General features: G+C 31.7%; 20 protein-coding genes. All 20 read left to right on the top strand.

Annotated elements, in window-relative coordinates; genetic code table 11:
- Positions 1-253 precede the first annotated feature (253 nt).
- Positions 254-1,261, top strand: coding sequence for a phosphate acetyltransferase (pta, locus tag ACZ5N4_RS19840; RefSeq protein ID WP_464204232.1), 1,008 nt, complete (start codon positions 254-256; stop codon positions 1,259-1,261).
- A gap of 47 nt (positions 1,262-1,308) precedes the next feature.
- Positions 1,309-2,508 carry an acetate kinase gene (locus ACZ5N4_RS19835; RefSeq protein ID WP_464204231.1) on the top strand — a complete coding sequence of 400 codons (1,200 nt, stop codon included), beginning with the start codon at positions 1,309-1,311 and terminating at the stop codon, positions 2,506-2,508.
- A 97-nt stretch (positions 2,509-2,605) separates the two neighbouring features.
- A complete protein-coding gene (locus tag ACZ5N4_RS19830; protein ID WP_464204230.1) occupies positions 2,606-3,109 on the top strand; it encodes a YceD family protein in 504 nt (167 codons plus the stop codon).
- A gap of 14 nt (positions 3,110-3,123) precedes the next feature.
- Entirely contained in the window at positions 3,124-3,306 is a 183-nt protein-coding gene (gene rpmF, locus ACZ5N4_RS19825; RefSeq protein WP_178910758.1) for a 50S ribosomal protein L32, read from the top strand.
- A gap of 144 nt (positions 3,307-3,450) precedes the next feature.
- Positions 3,451-4,467: a phosphate acyltransferase PlsX gene (plsX, locus tag ACZ5N4_RS19820; protein ID WP_464204229.1), complete on the top strand. Its 1,017-nt coding sequence runs from the start codon at positions 3,451-3,453 to the stop codon at positions 4,465-4,467.
- Positions 4,468-4,631: 164 nt separating this feature from the next.
- Positions 4,632-4,862, top strand: a complete 231-nt coding sequence (gene acpP, locus ACZ5N4_RS19815; RefSeq protein ID WP_464204228.1) for an acyl carrier protein — start codon at positions 4,632-4,634, stop codon at positions 4,860-4,862.
- A 127-nt stretch (positions 4,863-4,989) separates the two neighbouring features.
- Positions 4,990-5,697, top strand: coding sequence for a ribonuclease III (rnc, locus tag ACZ5N4_RS19810; protein WP_464204227.1), 708 nt, complete (start codon positions 4,990-4,992; stop codon positions 5,695-5,697).
- Complete coding sequence (locus ACZ5N4_RS19805; protein ID WP_464204226.1) at positions 5,690-6,778, top strand: elongator complex protein 3; 1,089 nt, start codon at positions 5,690-5,692, stop codon at positions 6,776-6,778. Before rnc ends, ACZ5N4_RS19805 begins: the two co-directional genes overlap by 8 nt.
- Before the next feature lie 47 nt (positions 6,779-6,825).
- The gene (locus ACZ5N4_RS19800; protein ID WP_185648905.1) at positions 6,826-7,086 is read left to right on the top strand and encodes a stage V sporulation protein S; all 261 of its coding nucleotides are present in this window, start codon (positions 6,826-6,828) and stop codon (positions 7,084-7,086) included.
- A gap of 401 nt (positions 7,087-7,487) precedes the next feature.
- Positions 7,488-11,054: a chromosome segregation protein SMC gene (gene smc / locus ACZ5N4_RS19795; RefSeq protein WP_464204225.1), complete on the top strand. Its 3,567-nt coding sequence runs from the start codon at positions 7,488-7,490 to the stop codon at positions 11,052-11,054.
- Between the two features lie 90 nt (positions 11,055-11,144).
- A complete protein-coding gene (gene ftsY / locus ACZ5N4_RS19790; RefSeq protein ID WP_464204224.1) occupies positions 11,145-12,056 on the top strand; it encodes a signal recognition particle-docking protein FtsY in 912 nt (303 codons plus the stop codon).
- Between the two features lie 242 nt (positions 12,057-12,298).
- The gene (locus tag ACZ5N4_RS19785; RefSeq protein ID WP_211144392.1) at positions 12,299-12,640 is read left to right on the top strand and encodes a putative DNA-binding protein; all 342 of its coding nucleotides are present in this window, start codon (positions 12,299-12,301) and stop codon (positions 12,638-12,640) included.
- A 10-nt stretch (positions 12,641-12,650) separates the two neighbouring features.
- Complete coding sequence (gene ffh / locus ACZ5N4_RS19780; RefSeq protein WP_464204223.1) at positions 12,651-14,000, top strand: signal recognition particle protein; 1,350 nt, start codon at positions 12,651-12,653, stop codon at positions 13,998-14,000.
- Positions 14,001-14,066: 66 nt separating this feature from the next.
- The gene (gene rpsP / locus ACZ5N4_RS19775) at positions 14,067-14,312 is read left to right on the top strand and encodes a 30S ribosomal protein S16 (protein ID WP_308039327.1); all 246 of its coding nucleotides are present in this window, start codon (positions 14,067-14,069) and stop codon (positions 14,310-14,312) included.
- A gap of 18 nt (positions 14,313-14,330) precedes the next feature.
- The gene (locus ACZ5N4_RS19770; RefSeq protein ID WP_178910769.1) at positions 14,331-14,558 is read left to right on the top strand and encodes a KH domain-containing protein; all 228 of its coding nucleotides are present in this window, start codon (positions 14,331-14,333) and stop codon (positions 14,556-14,558) included.
- A 253-nt stretch (positions 14,559-14,811) separates the two neighbouring features.
- Complete coding sequence (gene rimM, locus ACZ5N4_RS19765) at positions 14,812-15,300, top strand: ribosome maturation factor RimM (RefSeq protein ID WP_178910770.1); 489 nt, start codon at positions 14,812-14,814, stop codon at positions 15,298-15,300.
- Positions 15,291-16,022 (top strand): tRNA (guanosine(37)-N1)-methyltransferase TrmD, encoded by a 732-nt coding sequence (gene trmD, locus ACZ5N4_RS19760; protein WP_211144389.1) that lies wholly within the window; start codon positions 15,291-15,293, stop codon positions 16,020-16,022. The genes rimM and trmD overlap by 10 nt, the downstream gene beginning before the upstream one ends.
- Before the next feature lie 175 nt (positions 16,023-16,197).
- On the top strand, positions 16,198-16,545 hold the full coding sequence (rplS, locus tag ACZ5N4_RS19755) for a 50S ribosomal protein L19 (protein ID WP_211144388.1): 348 nt from the start codon (positions 16,198-16,200) through the stop codon (positions 16,543-16,545).
- A 68-nt stretch (positions 16,546-16,613) separates the two neighbouring features.
- Positions 16,614-17,183, top strand: coding sequence for a signal peptidase I (gene lepB, locus ACZ5N4_RS19750; protein ID WP_211144387.1), 570 nt, complete (start codon positions 16,614-16,616; stop codon positions 17,181-17,183).
- 96 nt (positions 17,184-17,279) lie between these two features.
- Positions 17,280-18,122 (top strand): ribosome biogenesis GTPase YlqF, encoded by an 843-nt coding sequence (gene ylqF / locus ACZ5N4_RS19745; RefSeq protein ID WP_464204222.1) that lies wholly within the window; start codon positions 17,280-17,282, stop codon positions 18,120-18,122.
- The last annotated feature ends 38 nt before the right edge of the window (positions 18,123-18,160 follow it).

Raw genomic sequence — 18,160 nt, 5'->3', positions numbered from 1 at the left:
ATTGTTTGGAATTTTAATTAAATTTTAAAAAATGAAATATTATCGATGATTTGTTGCAATAATATTGCAACAAATTAATACAAAAATAGTATTTCTGTTAGATATGAAATTATTAGTAAAAAACTTTTTCAATAAAAAAATTTAAAATTTATATTTTTTTATTGAAAAATGCATTGAAAAAGGATTATATTATAAGTGTATGCAATTTTAGCTTATTTTCATTTTTATTTTTATTTTGGAGGGAGAGACGAACATGTCAAATTTAATGAAGCAAGTTTGGGCAAAAGCTCAAGCTGACAAGAAAAGAATTGTCTTACCTGAAGGTGAAGAAGAAAGAAATCTTCAGGCGTGTGGTAAAATAATGCAAGAAGGTCTTGCTAATGTTATTCTAGTTGGATCTGAAAAGGTAATTAGAGATAAGGCTGCAAGCTTAGGGGTAAGTTTAGATGGCGTTGAGGTACTTGATCCTGAAACTTCAGATAAAACTCAAGAATATGCTAATGGATTTTATGAACTAAGAAAGAATAAAGGAATGACTCCAGAAAAAGCAGACAAAATCGTTAGAGACCCGCTATATTTCGGAACAATGATGGTAAAATTAGGTCATGCTGATGGATTAGTTTCAGGAGCTATACATACTACTGGAGATTTATTAAGACCAGGACTTCAAATAATCAAAACTGCACCAGGAATATCTGTAGTTTCAAGTACATTTATAATGGAAGTACCTAACTGCCAATATGGTGAAAATGGTATGCTTCTTTTTGCAGATTGTGCTGTAAACCCATGTCCAACTGCTGAAGAGCTAGCATCAATAGCAATAAGTACAGCTGAAACTGCTAAAACTCTTTGTGGAATAGAGCCAAGAGTTGCAATGTTATCCTTCTCAACTATGGGAAGTGCACAACATGAATTAGTAGATAAAGTAAGAAGAGCTACTGAACTAGCTAAAGAAATGAGACCTGATTTAGATATAGATGGAGAATTACAATTAGATGCTGCTATAGTTAAGAAAGTAGCTGACTTAAAGGCTCCAAACAGCAAAGTTGCTGGTAAAGCTAATGTTTTAGTATTCCCAGATTTACAAGCAGGTAATATAGGATATAAGTTAGTACAAAGATTTGCAGGTGCTGATGCTATAGGACCTGTATGTCAAGGATTTGCTAAACCAATAAATGACTTATCAAGAGGATGTAGTGCAGATGATATAGTGAATGTTGTAGCTATAACTGCAATCCAAGCACAAGATCAAGCAAAATAATTAGCAAATAGATTAAAGTTTAATTAGACCGAAGGGAGAATATAAGAATGAAAGTATTAGTAATAAACTGTGGAAGCTCATCTTTAAAATATCAGTTAATAAACATGGAAAATGAAAATGTATTAGCAAAAGGTCTTGTAGAAAGAATAGGTATCGAAGGTTCAATATTAACTCAAAAAGTTAACGATGAAAAGTATGTAATAGAACAACCAATGAAAGATCATAAAGTAGCTATGAAATTAGTACTTGATGCTCTTGTTGATAAAGAGCATGGTGTAATAAGTGATATGTCAGAAATATCAGCAGTAGGACACAGAGTTGTTCATGGCGGAGAAAAATATGCAGGATCAGTATTAATTGATGAAAATGTTATGGAAGCTTTACAAGAATGTGTAAAATTAGCTCCACTACATAACCCACCAAACATAATAGGAATAAATGCTTGCAGAGAGTTGATGCCAAGTACACCAATGGTAGGAGTATTTGACACAGCATTCCATCAAACTTTACCAGAAGAAGCATTTGTTTATCCATTACCATATGAATTATATACAGAATATGGCATAAGAAAGTACGGTTTCCACGGTACTTCACACAGATTTGTTTCAATGACAGCAGCTCAAATGATGGGTAAAAATATAGAAGATTTAAAAATTATAACTTGTCACTTAGGAAACGGAGCAAGTTTATCTGCAGTAAAAGGTGGAAAGTCAGTTGACACTACAATGGGATTCACTCCTCTTGCAGGTGTAGCTATGGGAACTAGATGCGGAGATATAGATCCAGCTATAGTGCCTTTCTTAGTAAAAGAAACTGGTATGAGCATTGAAGAAGTAGATAACCTAATGAATAAGAAGTCAGGTGTCTTTGGAGTATCAGGCGTAAGCAGTGACTTTAGAGATATAGAAAATGCTGCAAAAGATGGAAATAAGAGAGCAGAACTTGCTTTAGATGTATTCCACTATAGAGTAAGAACTTCAATTGGTGCATATGCTGCAGCACTTAATGGAGTAGATTGTATAGTATTTACTGCAGGTCTTGGAGAAAACTCAATAACAAGCAGAGCAGAAATCTGTGATGGATTACAATATTTAGGAGTTAACATTGATGCTGAGAAAAACAATGTTAGAGGAAAAGCTACAGAAATAAGTACTGCTGATTCAACAGTTAAAGTATTTGTTATACCAACAGATGAAGAGCTTATGATAGCTAGAGATACAAAGGAAATAGTTGAAAGCGCAAAATAATAAAATATTTCATTATCTGACAAAAAATAAATAAATCTTGACTTTTAATGCTCATCTCTATATAATAAATTGTGGCTAATATATAGAGGTGAGCATTATGAAATTGGATATATCTGATTTATTAAAAAAACAAACAGCCAATAGAAAAGTCCATTTAGAGCTTGATAAAGCAAGCTTTTTTGATGGAAGAGAACAAATTAATTTTTTGCAGCCGATTAAATTTGATGGTATACTAGTTAAGGTAGGAGATATCATAACCTTAACTGGAACAGTAGATACTGTTTTAGAATTATCCTGTTCAAGATGCCTTGAAAAATTTGATTATGTTGTGGACTTAGATATTGAAGAGAAGCTTACAACTAACGATGGGGCAAATAAAGATGATGATGTCATCTTTATAGATAGTGATACAGTAGATATCACAGAAATTATAGAAAATAATATTATAGTAACTCTGCCAATCAAAAGACTTTGCAGAGAAGACTGCAAGGGCTTATGCCAACAATGCGGTATAAATCTGAATTTTTCTGCATGTAATTGTACGAAAGATGTCATTGATCCTAGATTGGCAAAACTGAAAGATATGTTTTTGACTGATTAAGGAGGTGTAGTACTGTGGGAAATCCAGCGAGAAGATTTTCAAAAGCTAGAAGAGACTCAAGAAGAGCGGCAAACGTTAAACTAAGCCTACCAGGAATAGTTGAATGTCCTCAGTGTCATGAAATGAAACTTGCGCATAGAGTGTGCAAGAGTTGTGGATATTATAAGGGCAAAGAAGTTGTTTCAACTGAACAATAAAAGGAAAGAAAGTCGTATAGACTTTCTTTTTTTTACGTATTAGGTTAGATCACCTTTGAAGTCTATAATCTTTTTAAAAATAGAAATTTATGTTATTATTAAGCAGAAGATGAATTTTAACTAAATTAAAAGGGATGTGAAACTATGATAGTCGCGGTTGATGGTATGGGTGGAGATTTTGCTCCCGCTGCTGTGGTAGAAGGATGTATTCAAGCGATAAAAGAGTATAATGTAAATATAATTATTACAGGCAAAGAAGATTTAATTAAAGCAGAGTTGTCTAAATATCAATACCCTGAAGATAGGATTAGTGTATTAAACACCAGTGAAGTGATAAGTACAAATGAAGCGCCTGTTATGGCTATAAGGAAAAAGAAGGACTCAAGCTTGGTTAAAGCACTAGAATTAGTGAAAGAAGGAAAGGCTGATGCTGTTATATCAGCAGGAAGTACAGGGGCACTAATGACTGGAGCAACCTTAATTGTTGGTAGAATAAAGGGGATTGATAGAGTAGCATTAGCTCCAATAATGCCAGGGAAAAATGCTGCCTTCATGGTTGTAGATGCTGGTGCTAATGTGGACTGTAAGCCTCAATATTTGGTTCAATTTGCATTGATGGGAAAAATCTATTTTGAAAGCGTATTAGGTATAAAGAATCCAACTATAGGTTTAGTGAATATAGGTACTGAAGAAGAAAAAGGCAATGAGCTAACCAAAGCGGTTCATGGTATATTAAAGAAAACAGATTTTAACTTTGTTGGTAATGTTGAGCCTAGAGAAGTATCAAGTGGAGATGTAAATATATTAGTTTGTGATGGATTTGTAGGCAATACCATATTAAAAATGTATGAAGGCGTAGCTTTAAATATACTGGGTATGTTAAAGCAAGAAATAATGAAGTCTTTAACTGCTAAAATAGGAGCTGTATTGTTAAAACCTGTTTTTAAAGGATTGAAAAAAAAGCTCGACTACTCTGAACATGGTGGATCAGCATTTTTAGGTTCCAAAGGAATTTGTATAAAGGCTCATGGAAGTTCAGATAGTAAGGCATTTAAGAATGCTATAAGGCAGGCTTTAAATTGTTATGATAATAATATAATTGAAAAAATAAAAAGTGAATTGGAGAATATACCTCAAATTGATAATATAAAAGAAACGTAGTATATAATTAAAAAATAAAGTTGTCATTGGAATCTAAAGAATAAAAAAACAAATGTATTAATATTTGATAATTTAGAATAATAAATTTAGCACTATTTATATTGACGGTGCATAAGTTATGTAATATTATTTATGTATAAAAGCTTTTAGGAGGTGAGACAAATATGTTTGATAAGATTAAAAACCTAATATCAGAGCAACTTGGTATTGACGCTGAAGAGGTAACTGTGGAATCATCCTTTATTGATGATTTAGGTGCAGATTCACTTGATATAGTTGAATTAATAATGGCTTTGGAAACAGAGTTTGATTTAGAGATACCAGACGAAGATGCTGAGAAGATAACTACTGTTAGCGATGTAGTTGAGTACATAAAGGCTCATACTGAAGAATAATACTTCAAAAAAGTCCCGTTTTATACGGGGCTTTAAATTTGTCTAATAAAATATATGTGTAGTTTATTCTTGAATTTGTTTATCTTTAAAAGCAGACTGAAGAATAAACTTCAGAGGGAGTAGTATTATGGCAAGCAATGGCAAAATGTTTTTAGAGGAATTAGAAAAAAAATTAAATATTAATATAAGCGATAAAGATCTTTTAAGAGAAGCTGTTACTCACAGTTCCTATGCTAACGGAAAAAAGAACGTAAAGTTTAATGAAAGATTAGAATTTTTAGGTGATTCTGTACTTCAACTATGTATATCTGAATTTCTATTTACTAATTACTCAAATAAATCAGAAGGAGAGCTTACAAAAAGGAGAGCTCTCATAGTATGCGAAAACTCACTTTATGAAATAGCAAAGAAGTGGGGTGTTGGAAAATACATCAGAATGAGTAAAGGAGAGGAGCTTACGGGAGGTAGAGAAAGAATTTCTATACTTGCAGACTGTGTGGAAGCAATAATAGCTGCAGTTTACGTTGATAGCGGATTTGAAAAAGCTAAAAAGTTTATTATTGATAATTTTAAAGATATTATAGAAAAGGCTATAAAGAATAAAATAATACTAGATTATAAAACTAAGCTTCAGGAAGTTATGCAGCAAAATGGGGATGTATGTATAGAGTATTCTTTAATAAAGCATGAAGGTCCACCACATAGAAGAAAGTTCTATACAGAGGTTTCGGTAGATGGAACAATTCTAGGTAGCGGTGTTGGCTACAGCAAAAAGGAGTCAGAGCAAAATGCCGCACAAGAAGCATTGAAGACTTTGGAGGAAGAGAATGAGTAAGCGTCATTATATAATACCTATATTTGTACCACATGAGGGGTGTCCTCATAATTGTGTATTCTGCAATCAAGGTACAATCACAGGCAATACTGAAAAGGTAGATGCTAAGTTTGCTAGAGATACAATAGATCAGTATCTTAAAACTATGAATAGAAAAAATTCTGTTATAGAGGTATCCTTTTTCGGAGGGACCTTCACAGCAATAAGCCTAGGGAAACAGAAAGAACTTTTGTCTATAGCTAAAGAATATAAAGATAGAGGAGATATAGATTTTATACATTTATCTACAAGACCTGATTATATTGACGATGAAATATTGACTAATCTTAAAAATTATTCTGTAGATATAATAGAGTTAGGAATCCAATCTTTAGATAAAGAAGTGTTATTAAAGTCTGGTAGGGGCCATTCAGAAGAGGATGTAGTCAGAGCTTCTAAACTTATAAAACAATATGGTTTTATACTTGGTCATCAGATAATGCTCGGTCTTCCTGGGGATAGCTTAGAGAAGGACATAGAAACTGCAAAAAAGTCTATTGCCATGAGGCCAGATATTTATAGAATTTATCCAGCTCTAGTTATAAAAAATACACCGATGGAGAGCATGTTCAACAGCCGAATATATAAGCCATATAATCTTGGTGAAGCTGTGAACGTTGCTAAAATAGTTTATTCAATGGTTGTAGCTAATAATATAAAAGTTATTAGGGTAGGGCTTCAACCTACAGAAGAAATAAATGAAGGTGGAGAATTAGTTGCGGGACCTTTCCATCCAGCTTTTAGAGAGTTAGTAGAAGGCAGTCTTTATAACGACATGATTTTAGAGAAAGTTTCTAAGGATTTTAATGGTAAACTTATAATTGTAGTTAATGATAAGGATTTATCTAAACTTTATGCGAATAAAAAGAAATTTTTTAATGACATGAAGAAACAATTAAAGACAACAAATGTTGATGTTGTTCAGGATAAAAGTATACAAAGAGGGAATTTAATTTTAAAACAAGAAGAAAAGATCATGGAAATGTCGATTTATGAATATATGATAAGAAAGTACAAAGAAGGAAATCTCAGTACTTTATAGAATAATATTCCTATGAATAGAACAATATTTGTAGGGAGGAATTATACATGGAAGTATTAAAAGTATCAGCTCAATCACAGCCAAAATCAGTAGCAGGAGCTTTAGCTGCAGTATTGAGGGATAACTCATCAGCAGAGGTTCAAGCAGTAGGTGCAGGGGCAGTTAACCAAGCGGTAAAGGCAATAGCAATTACAAGAGGGTTTGTTGCTCCGAATGGTATAGATCTAGTTGTTGTTCCTGCTTTTTCAGAAATAACAATTGAAGGGGAAGAAAGAACAGCAATAAAATTTATAGTTGAACCAAGATAGCTTTGTTTAATAAAAAAACCCTGTGATGAACAGGGTTTTTATTTTATCCGATGACTATCCGCTCTAATACTCCCATCCTTTTCAAGTTGAAGGTGGGATTAAAGAGCGGCTACGTCCCTAGATTCGTTCAACTAAACTTCAGATGAGGGTTAAATGTCATTTAGACATTTAACCCTCATCTGAAGTAAGTTTCACTTTATAATTGATATTTTAATTAATATAATATAAACTATATAAAGTAAATTCTATAATACATGCATAATACAAATTAAAAAGGAGTGTTATAGTGTGAAGAAAAAGACAAGAGAAAATATGAGAAAAGCGTTGGTGTACATAGTGGCGCTTATGTTTATAGTTAGCTTGCTTCCGATGCTACTTGGGAGATAAGGAGTGTACTATTTATGTATTTAAAATCTATAGAGATAAGGGGTTTTAAATCCTTTGCAGATAAAACTGAACTAATGTTTAAAGATGGAGTTACAGCTATTGTAGGCCCAAATGGTAGTGGTAAAAGCAATATTTCTGATGCAGTAAGGTGGGTTCTCGGAGAACAAAGTGTAAAAAGTCTTAGAGGCGGCAAGATGGAGGATGTTATTTTTGCAGGAACTCAATTTAGAAAGTCTGTAGGACTTTGTCAGGTTTCTCTCACATTAGACAACGAGGATAAGAATCTAGCACTTGACTATACGGATGTTACTATATCTAGAAGGCTTTATCGTTCCGGAGAAAGTGAGTATTACATTAATAATACTCAATGTAGATTAAAGGATATCAATGAACTTTTTATGGATACTGGAATAGGTAAGGAAGGATATTCAATAATAGGTCAGGGGAAAATTGAAGCTGTATTAAGTGGAAGACCTGAGGAGAGAAGAAGTCTTTTAGAGGAAGCTGCGGGAATAGTTAAGTTTAAGTGGAGAAAGGAAGAAGCAGAAAAAAAACTAGGGAATACAGAAAGTAATCTTGTTAGAATAGATGATATTCTAGGTACTTATGAGGAAAGATTAGAACCTTTACGTATAGAAAATGAAAAGGCTAAAAAGTTTATAAAGTTATCGGAAGAGCTCAAAAATAAGGAAGTAAATATAATTGTCCACTCAATAGGAAAGGCTCAAGAAAAGATAAATTCTGCTGAAGATTCCATTAATGGAATGAATACAAGTACAGAAGAATTAAACATAAAACTTACCGAATTTAAAAATATGATTAACAGCTGGAATGAAAAGCTTGAGGCTATAGACCTAAAGAGTTCAAATGATAAAAAACAATACTATGATAACAAGTCAAAGAAGCAAGAGGTAGAGTCGGAAACCAAACTACTAGGTGAAAGGTTAGAAAATCTATATAACTATATACAAAAAAGCTCAAAGGAAATTAGCGAAATCGAAAATAAATTAGCTAATATAATATCTGATAAGAATATTCAAGATAAAGAATTAAGTATTTTGAGAAATAATCAAGAAGATATAAATAAACAGATATATAAATACGAAAAAGATATAGCCTTAATAGATGCTTCTATTTCAGATAAAACCAGCCTAGTAAAGAGGTTAAAAGATGACCAGATAGAATACCTTAGAAATATATCAAACTTAAAGAATAATGTTTTAATGCTAAAAAATGATATTGATATGATTACAGAAAAAGCTCTGGATATAAAAAATTCTTGTGAGAGCTATTTGCACTCAATTAAGATTAATACAAAAACTAAAGAAGTTCTTTTAGAACAGATTGAAGAGATAAAACAAAAAATAGATGATTTACAAGATAACATAAAAATTAATTCAGGGCAGATATCTAAATTAAATTCTACGTTATCTGACAAAGAAAAAGAACTTAGAGAATTGAATAATATCCATAGTAGATTGGAAGCAAATCATAATATGCTTATAAACTTAGATAAGCAATATGAAGGATACAATAGATCAGTAAAAACATTGATGGGAGATGTAAACAAAGGTAAGGTATCTGTAGGAAAAGATAGTTGTTTTGTTTTAGGTGAAGTAATAAGTGTAAAAAAAGAACTTGAAGTAGCTGTGGAAATAGCGCTAGGTGGAGCAATATCTGATATAATAACCAAAAATGAAGAAATAGCAAAAAGTCTTATAAAATATCTAAAGGAAAATAATATTGGTAGAGCTACCTTTTTACCGCTTACTATTGTTAAAGGTAAAAAGGTGTCTATAGCAAACGCTATACAGAACATAGAAGGATATATAGGAATTGCTAGTGAGCTAATAAGTTATGATAAAGCCTTTACAAATGCAATAGAGTATATACTTGGTAGAACTATAATATGTAGTAATATGGATAGTGCGCTTCATATAGCGAAAATAAGTAATTATAGTTTTAAGATAGTTACCCTATCTGGAGAAGTTGTTAACCCTGGAGGTTCAATGACAGGAGGAAGTTTACATAGTAAAAATGCAAATATAATTGGTAGAAAGAGAGAAATCGAAGATATTAAGTTAAAAGTAAAGGATACCGAAGAAAAAATCATTGCTTTAAGTTCTCAAATACAAAATTATAGAAAAAATATTAAAGCTTTAGATGAGGAAAATTTAAATTTAAAGGATCAGACTTACTTTCAAAACATCGAAGTTACTAAATTAAAAGGAAAAATTAATACTGTTGATAACGAAAGCAGTAAACTAAAAGAAAATTTAGTAGTATCTAATAGAGAAATAGAGCTGCTAAATGAAAAACTAAAGGAAAATGCAGAAGAACTATCCGTAAAAGAAAAAGAATTAGAGATTGCAACTAATAATCAAGTTGAGAATGATAACTTGATTGCTGAGATTGAGGAAGAACTAAAGGATAAGGTTAAAGAAATCGATAGTTCTAAGGAAAGTCTCACACATTTAAAAATAAAAAAAGCTCAGATAGATGAAAGTGTTTCAAATAAAGCAATAATATTAGATAAATTATTATTAGATATAACTGAGCTAAGTCAAAAAAAGAAACTTATAGAAGATGAAAATAAAAAGTCAGAAGAGAGTATAAATAGGTGTAAAAGTCAAATTGAACATAATAAAGAAAAAGTAAAAAATATTGAGAATTACATCTTAGAGTTAGAAGAAAAAATTAAAGAGCAAGATATAGAGATTATAAGAATTAAAGAAAAGATTAAATTAGATACTGATAATATGGAAAGTTTGAGTTTAGTTATTAACAAGAAAGAAGATGAATTACATAAGATGCAGCTTTTCCTTACAAAGTTAACAGCTGAAAAGGAATCTTTGTATTCAAAACTAAATGATGAACTTGAAATTACTTATGCAGAAGCTCTAGAATACAAAAAAGACATAGAAAATATGGAAGAGTTTAAAAAAGAAATTACTGCCTTGAAAAATAGTATATCAGCTTTAGGTACAGTTAACGTAGGAGCTATTGATGAATATAGAGAATTAACTGAAAAAGTAAATTTCATGACTACTCAAAGAGAGGACTTAATAAGAGCTAAGGAAGAACTTGCTGGAGTAATAAATGAGATGACTGATAAGATGAAAGTGGTATTCAACGAGAACTTTAACAAGCTTAGAGAGAATTTTAATGAAACATTTAAGGAGCTTTTTAAAGGAGGAAGTGCAGATCTAATACTAACAGATGGAGATGAACTCACAGGTAATATTGATATAACAGTTCAGCCTCCTGGAAAGAAGCTTCAAAATATTAACTTGATGTCTGGTGGAGAAAAAGGACTTTCAGCCATAGCTCTACTTTTTGCTATATTAAAGATGAAACCAACTCCATTTTGTATACTAGATGAAATAGAGGCAGCATTAGACGATGCGAACGTAGCAAGATATGCAGAATTTTTAAAGAAATTCTCAGAAAACATTCAGTTTATTGTAATTACCCATAGAAAAGGAACAATGGAAGCAAGTGATGCGCTGTACGGAGTTACTATGGAGGAAAAAGGTATATCGAAGATAGTTTCTGTGGATCTAAGCAAAGAAGCATCTTAAATAAGGAACATTCATATATAAAAAATTAGATTTAAACTTTATATCAATTGCAAATAAGAAAATTTAACAGCAGATAAGGAGGCATATAAAATGTTTGGTGGATTTTTTGAAAAATTAAAAGATGGTCTCTCAAAGACAAAAAATAATCTCACAGAAAAGATAACTGACATGCTAAGTGGGGCTATGACCATAGACGAAGACTTATATGAAGAATTAGAGGAGATACTTATTACAGCAGATATAGGTGTTGAAACAAGTCTTCATATTATAGAAAAACTAAAAGAAAAAATAAGAGAGAATAAAGTTAAAGACCCGGCTCTTGTTAAAGATTACCTAAAGGAAGTCATTATAGATATACTAGGAGAAGAAAATGGAACTATAAGACCAGATAAGACTCCAGCAGTTGTTCTTGTTATTGGGGTAAATGGCGTTGGCAAAACTACTTCTATTGGGAAAATATCTTCAAAACTAAAAGATGGTGGATATAAAGTATTAATGGCAGCAGCAGATACATTTAGAGCTGCGGCTATAGATCAACTTGAAGTTTGGAGTAAAAGGGCAGGCGTGGATATTATAAAGCATCAAGAAGGCTCAGACCCTGCAGCAGTGGTTTTTGATGCAGTACAGGCGGCTAAAGCAAGAAAAACCGATGTACTTATTTGTGACACAGCTGGAAGATTACACAACAAGAAAAATCTTATGGATGAACTTGGAAAAATAAATAGAATAATTGACAGGGAGTTTGGTGAAGCTGATAAGCAAACTCTACTAGTATTAGATGCCACAACTGGTCAAAATGCAGTTCAACAAGCAAGACAGTTTATGGAGGTATGTCCTATTGATGGTATAGTTCTTACAAAGCTTGATGGAACAGCAAAAGGTGGAATTGTAATATCCATAAAGCACAGTTTAAATATACCTGTTAAATTAGTAGGTGTAGGGGAAAGTATAGAGGATTTACAAGAATTCAATCCAAAGGAATTTGCCGAAGCTTTATTCTAGACTAAAAAGCTGTAACACTGTATTTAAAATATTTTTAATGTGTTAAGTAAAATTACTTGACAGTATTTATAATCTTTGATATTATATAATTCGTTGAGTAAAACATTACATAAGCAGAGAACCAAAATCTTTGATTTTGTGTGAATCGCTTACTCCTCAGAGTTTGCGAAGAGGAGTTTCATTAAATGTTTTAATAAATTTAAAGGAGTGAGAGTGCAATTTATATGATTGCATAGTGCTTCATGGAAGAAAGAATTCAACTCTCTATACTATTAGATTTGTATGGCGAGCTTTTAACAGAGAAACAAAAAGATATAATGGAACTGTATTATAATGATGACTTATCTTTAGCTGAGATATCTGAAATAACAAATACCAGCAGACAGGCAGTACATGATATCATTAAAAGATGTCATAAGCTTTTATTACAGTATGAGGAAAAGCTGGAATTGATGAAACAAAAGCTAAAAATGGAAGAGGTTAAGGTATTTCTTTTAAATTCAATAGATTTATTAAATGCAAAAAACAGTGAGAATTCTAAAGTATTAGATGAAATGAAAAAATATATAATTGATAATATTTAGGAGGAATAGCATGGCTTTTGAAGGGTTGGCTTCTAAGCTTCAGGAAACCTTAAAAAAACTTAGAGGCAAAGGTAAGCTTTCTGAAAAAGATATAAAAGACGCTATGCGAGAAGTAAAACTAGCACTTCTAGAAGCAGACGTTAATTATAAGGTTGTTAAAGACTTTATAAAAAGTGTAAGCGAAAAGTGCCTTGGAGAAGAAGTTCTCCAAAGTTTGACTCCAGGTCAACATGTTATAAAAATAGTTAATGAAGAGCTTAAAGATTTAATGGGAAGTAGTGAAAGTGGTATCCAGTTTTCTTCAAGCGGAACAACTATAATAATGTTAGTTGGGCTTCAAGGTGCAGGTAAAACTACTATGGCAGGAAAACTTGCTCTTCAACTTAGAAAGAAAAATAAAAAGCCACTTCTCGTAGCTTGTGATATATATAGACCTGCAGCTATAAAGCAGCTTCAGGTAGTAGGAAAACAAATAGATGTGCCAGTATTTACTATGGGAGATAAAGTTACTCCAGTAGATATATCAAAAGGTGCATTAGAATATGCGAAAAATAATAGCTTAAATGTTGTTATAATTGATACAGCAGGTAGACTTCATATAGATGAAGAATTAATGAATGAATTAAAAGATGTAAAAGAAAATATGAATCCTGATGAAATATTATTAGTTGTTGACTCCATGACAGGACAAGATGCAGTAAATGTTGCTAATAGTTTTAATGAGCAGTTAGACTTGACTGGTGTAATACTGACAAAACTAGATGGAGATACAAGAGGTGGAGCTGCACTATCAATAAAAGCTATGACTGGAAAACCTATTAAGTTTATAGGTGTTGGAGAAAAAATGAGTGATTTCGAGGTGTTCCATCCAGATAGAATGGCATCTAGAATATTAGGAATGGGTGATGTATTATCACTTATAGAGAAAGCTCAACAGTCTATAGATGAGGAAGAAGCTAAAAAATTAGGAAATCGTATGATGAGTCAAGAATTTAATCTAGAGGATTTCCTATCTTCAATGCAGCAAATGAAAAAGTTAGGACCTTTAAATAAGTTAATTGAGATGATGCCAGGAGTAAATACTAAGGAACTTCAGAATGTAGACCTTAGTGGAAGTGAAAAGGAATTAGGAAAAATAGAAGCTATAATCAATTCAATGACTATAAAGGAAAGAAGAAATCCTTCTTTAGTAAGTAGTTCTCCTTCAAGAAAAAAGAGAATAGCAGCAGGTTCAGGTACTACTATACAACAAGTTAATAAGCTTCTAAAAGACTTCGAAAATATGAAGAAGATGATGAAGCAAATGAAGGGAATGCAAAAAGGATTTAAAAAGGGTCTCTTTGGTAAAATGCCTTTCTAAAGGTTGAAATAAATAAGTTAATTTAAAAAAGATAGATTTATATATCCTTAAAAGGAGGTGAAATTAATGGCAGTAAAGATAAGATTAAGAAGAATGGGTGCTAAAAAAGCTCCATTTTACAGAATAGTTGTAGCAGATTCAAGATCTCCAAGAGATGGTAGATTTGTAGAAGAAATAGGTTATTACAATCCAATAACTGAACCAGCTACTATAAAAGTAGATGAAGAAAAAGCTGCACAGTGGTTAAAGAATGGTGCTCAACCAACTGAGATCGTTAAAAAGCTTTTCGTAAGAGCTGGATTAAATAAGTAGTAACTGGAGGGGTATTAAATGAGAGAATTAGTTGAAATTATAGCTAAGTCATTAGTTGATAACCCAGAAATGGTTCAGGTTAATGAAATTGCTGGTGAGCAATCAATAATTCTTGAACTTAAAGTTGCACCAGATGATATGGGAAAAGTAATTGGAAAACAGGGAAGAATAGCTAAAGCTATAAGAACTGTTGTTAAAGCAGCAGCTATAAAAGAAAATAAAAGAGTTGTTGTTGAGATAATATAAAGAGTTAGGTGCACCTAACTCTTTTATTATATTTAGATAAATATAAATTAAAGATAACAAGCAAATATATATGTATAATATAAATAGAAATCAGCAATATATGACTATAGTTTAAAATTAGATGTGAAAGTATTAATAGTTTTAAATAAATAGATTAGGAGGTTAAAGTCCTAAATGGACTTTAACGGGTAATTTTGCTGGTGGAAACGAGCAAAATTACCCAGTGTTCCGACTAAAAGGAGGAAAGGATTCTATGAAACAGTTTATAACTGTTGGACAAATAATAAATACTCATGGATTGAATGGAGAATTAAAAGTATATCCTCTAACTGATGATATAAAGAGATTTAGAAAGTTGAAAAAAGTATACATAAATGAGATAGAGAGACAGGTAGTTTGGTGCAAGCTTCAAGTGGATAAGGTTATATTAAAAATTGAAGGGATAGATTCTATAGAGGATGCTGTTAAATATAAGGAGAAATATATAGAAGTATCAAGAGAAGATGCTGTTAAACTACCTGAAGGAAGATATTTTGTCACAGATATAATTGGATGCACAGTAGTAGATGAAAATGGTGTGGATTATGGGAAAATCTACGACGTAATACATACAAAAAATAATGATGTATATTGGATAAAAGAAGGAAAAGAACTATTAATTCCTGTTTTAAAAGAGATTGTGGTTAATATAGATGTAGAAAATCAAAAAATAACAATAAAACCGGTAGAAACATGGCAGTAAAAATAGACATATTAACGCTATTTCCTGAAATGTTTCAAGTATTTAACCACAGTATAATAGGTAAGGCTAAAGAAAAGGGTATTGTAGAGGTAAATGCAGTTAACATTAGAGATTACACAACTAATAAACATAAAAAAGTTGATGACTACCCTTATGGCGGAGGAGCTGGTATGGTTATGGCTTCTCAGCCTATAGCAGATTGTATAAAAGCTGTAAAGAACAATAATAAAGGTAAGGTTATTTTTTTAGGTCCAAGAGGAGTAACTTTTAATCAGAATATGGCCAAGGAACTTGCTAAAGAAAGCGAATTGATATTTATTTGTGGGCATTATGAGGGAATTGATGAAAGAACATATAAATATATAGATATGGAAATATCTTTAGGTGATTTTGTGCTTACTGGCGGAGAAATGGCCTGTATACCTATAGTAGATAGTATCTGTAGAATTATACCAGGAGTTCTATCCAGTAGTGAAAGCTATACAGAGGAGTCTTTTTATAGTGGATTACTTGAATATCCACAGTATACAAGACCGGAGTGTTTTGAGGGGGAAAGTGTTCCAGAGATTTTACTATCTGGACATCATGAAAATATAAGAAAGTGGAGACGTCTTCAATCACTTTTAATAACTAAGGAAAAAAGACCAGATTTATTTAAGAAGTTAAAGTTATCAGAGGAAGATAAAAAATTATTGTTTAAATGTCAAAATAAAGTATTATAATTAAACAAGTTTTTACTATTAATGTATTTTTTTAAAATTCATTGGGAAAAAATTAAATTTTATATTGAAAAATAAATTGCTGTGTGATAAAATGAATTTTGTGCTACACAGGCGGTCCTCTGCTTGCTTAACAGCTGGGCAAGAACGTCGAATATTATTTAGGAGGTAATGCACAATGTTAGAAATAATAAGACAAATCGAAGCAGAACAAATTAGAAATGATTTACCAGCATTCAACGTAGGAGATACTGTAAAGGTTCATATAAGAATCAAAGAAGGAAACAAAGAAAGAGTACAGATCTTCGAAGGAATAGTTCTTAAGAGACAAAATGGTGGATTAAGAGAAACTTTCACAGTAAGAAGAGTAGCTTACAATGTTGGAGTTGAAAAAACTTTCCCAGTTAACTCTCCTTCAGTTGAAAAAATAGAAGTAGTAAGAAGAGGTAAAGTAAGAAGAGCTAAGCTATTCTACTTAAGAAGCAGAGTTGGTAAGGCAGCAAAAGTAAAAGAAATATTAAAGTAAAAGAAATATTGAAATAAAAACGGGGCTTAATAAAGTCCCTTTTTTGTATATTAAGGTGGTGTATGGTTATGGTAAAGGAATTAATTGAACTCGGAAAGTCTATAGTTATAGCTATAATAGCAGCTTTTTTGATTATAACATTTGTATTTGAAACTGTAAGTGTCGATGGTCATTCAATGGATCCTACTTTAAATAATAAGGATAGGCTTATTGTAGAAAAGGTAACATATTACTTTAAGGCTCCAAAGCCAGGAGATATAGTTGTAATAAAGTATCCTGCAGACCCTAAAGAAAAATTTATTAAAAGAGTGGTAGCAGTAGGCGGAGATAGAGTCAAAATTGAAAATAATAAGTTGTACATAAATGACAAACCTAAAGATGAGCCATATATACTTGAGCAAAACATGCGTGATTTTAGTGAGGTTACAGTTCCTCAGAATACGGTATTTGTATTAGGAGATAATAGAAATAATAGTAGAGATAGTAGATACCCAGATGTAGGCTTTGTTGACTATAAAATGGTTGTTGGCAGAGCTGCACTGAGAATATATCCATTTAGCAGATTCGGAGGATTGGCTTTAAATGAGCCTTTATACTTTGGATTTGCTATGGATATTCAATCTAAATATTTAACTTAATTATAATTCTACTTGTAATTAAGTTAAGTACTAGAGGTATAACTCTATATAGAGTTGAAAAGTGAAAACTTTAAGAGGTTAGAAAGGAAGAATAAAATGGCTATAAATTGGTTCCCGGGACATATGGCGAAGACTAGAAGGGAAATAAAAGAAAACTTAAAACTGGTAGATGCGGTAATAGAAATTAGAGATGCCAGGATAGTTAAATCAAGTAAGAATCCAGATGTAGATGATATATGTGGAAATAAACCGAGAATAATACTATTAAATAAAAGCGATCTAAGCGAAGGTTCTATCACTAAAGAGTGGATCAAAAGCCTTTCAAATGAAAATATAAGAGTTTCAGGGGTAAATTGTATTACAGGAGAGGGATTAAAAGGTATTAAACCACTTTTAAACGACCTTCTAAAAGAAAAACATGAAAGAATGAAGGCAAAGGGAATTGTAAATATAATTGATAGAGTGATGGTTGTAGGTATTCCAAATGTAGGAAAGTCTTCCTTTATTAATAAGATGGCTAAGAATAATATAGCTAAAACAGGTGACAGACCTGGAGTTACGAGAAGTAGACAGTGGATCAAAACAAAAATTGGAATTGAGTTGATGGACACACCAGGAATTCTATGGCCAAAATTAGAAAGTGAAGAAACTCAGTTAAATCTAGCATTTACAGGGGCTATTAAGGACGAAATTATGGATATAGAAGAATTAGCTCTAAATCTCATTAGAAGGCTTCAAGTTGACTATGCTGATAGATTAATGACTAGATATAAACTTAATGAGCTAAGTGAAGATCCTCTAGAAAATATGAATAGTATAGGAAGAAAAAGAGGAGCGGTTATATCTGGTGGACAAATAGACTATAATAGAGTAGCAGTAATGCTTTTAGATGAGTTTAGAGGCGGAAAGCTAGGAGCTATATCATTAGAGAGACCTTAATTTTTCAAGTGTTTAATTTAGCAAATGGAGAGTTCTTA

This window comes from Clostridium nitrophenolicum (assembly GCF_055391695.1).
This window is presented reverse-complemented; position numbering and strand designations above follow the sequence as displayed.

Excerpts from the sequence above, each read along its gene's own strand:
- pta (WP_464204232.1), top strand. The coding sequence starts at position 254 with ATGTCAAATTTAATGAAGCAAGTTTGGGCAAAAGCTCAAGCTGACAAG.
- ACZ5N4_RS19835 (WP_464204231.1), top strand. The coding sequence starts at position 1,309 with ATGAAAGTATTAGTAATAAACTGTGGAAGCTCATCTTTAAAATATCAG.
- ACZ5N4_RS19830 (WP_464204230.1), top strand. The coding sequence starts at position 2,606 with ATGAAATTGGATATATCTGATTTATTAAAAAAACAAACAGCCAATAGA.
- plsX (WP_464204229.1), top strand. The coding sequence starts at position 3,451 with ATGATAGTCGCGGTTGATGGTATGGGTGGAGATTTTGCTCCCGCTGCT.
- acpP (WP_464204228.1), top strand. The coding sequence starts at position 4,632 with ATGTTTGATAAGATTAAAAACCTAATATCAGAGCAACTTGGTATTGAC.
- rnc (WP_464204227.1), top strand. The coding sequence starts at position 4,990 with ATGGCAAGCAATGGCAAAATGTTTTTAGAGGAATTAGAAAAAAAATTA.
- ACZ5N4_RS19805 (WP_464204226.1), top strand. The coding sequence starts at position 5,690 with ATGAGTAAGCGTCATTATATAATACCTATATTTGTACCACATGAGGGG.
- ACZ5N4_RS19800 (WP_185648905.1), top strand. The coding sequence starts at position 6,826 with ATGGAAGTATTAAAAGTATCAGCTCAATCACAGCCAAAATCAGTAGCA.
- smc (WP_464204225.1), top strand. The coding sequence starts at position 7,488 with ATGTATTTAAAATCTATAGAGATAAGGGGTTTTAAATCCTTTGCAGAT.
- ftsY (WP_464204224.1), top strand. The coding sequence starts at position 11,145 with ATGTTTGGTGGATTTTTTGAAAAATTAAAAGATGGTCTCTCAAAGACA.
- ACZ5N4_RS19785 (WP_211144392.1), top strand. The coding sequence starts at position 12,299 with ATGGAAGAAAGAATTCAACTCTCTATACTATTAGATTTGTATGGCGAG.
- ffh (WP_464204223.1), top strand. The coding sequence starts at position 12,651 with ATGGCTTTTGAAGGGTTGGCTTCTAAGCTTCAGGAAACCTTAAAAAAA.
- rpsP (WP_308039327.1), top strand. The coding sequence starts at position 14,067 with ATGGCAGTAAAGATAAGATTAAGAAGAATGGGTGCTAAAAAAGCTCCA.
- ACZ5N4_RS19770 (WP_178910769.1), top strand. The coding sequence starts at position 14,331 with ATGAGAGAATTAGTTGAAATTATAGCTAAGTCATTAGTTGATAACCCA.
- rimM (WP_178910770.1), top strand. The coding sequence starts at position 14,812 with ATGAAACAGTTTATAACTGTTGGACAAATAATAAATACTCATGGATTG.
- trmD (WP_211144389.1), top strand. The coding sequence starts at position 15,291 with ATGGCAGTAAAAATAGACATATTAACGCTATTTCCTGAAATGTTTCAA.
- rplS (WP_211144388.1), top strand. The coding sequence starts at position 16,198 with ATGTTAGAAATAATAAGACAAATCGAAGCAGAACAAATTAGAAATGAT.
- lepB (WP_211144387.1), top strand. The coding sequence starts at position 16,614 with ATGGTAAAGGAATTAATTGAACTCGGAAAGTCTATAGTTATAGCTATA.
- ylqF (WP_464204222.1), top strand. The coding sequence starts at position 17,280 with ATGGCTATAAATTGGTTCCCGGGACATATGGCGAAGACTAGAAGGGAA.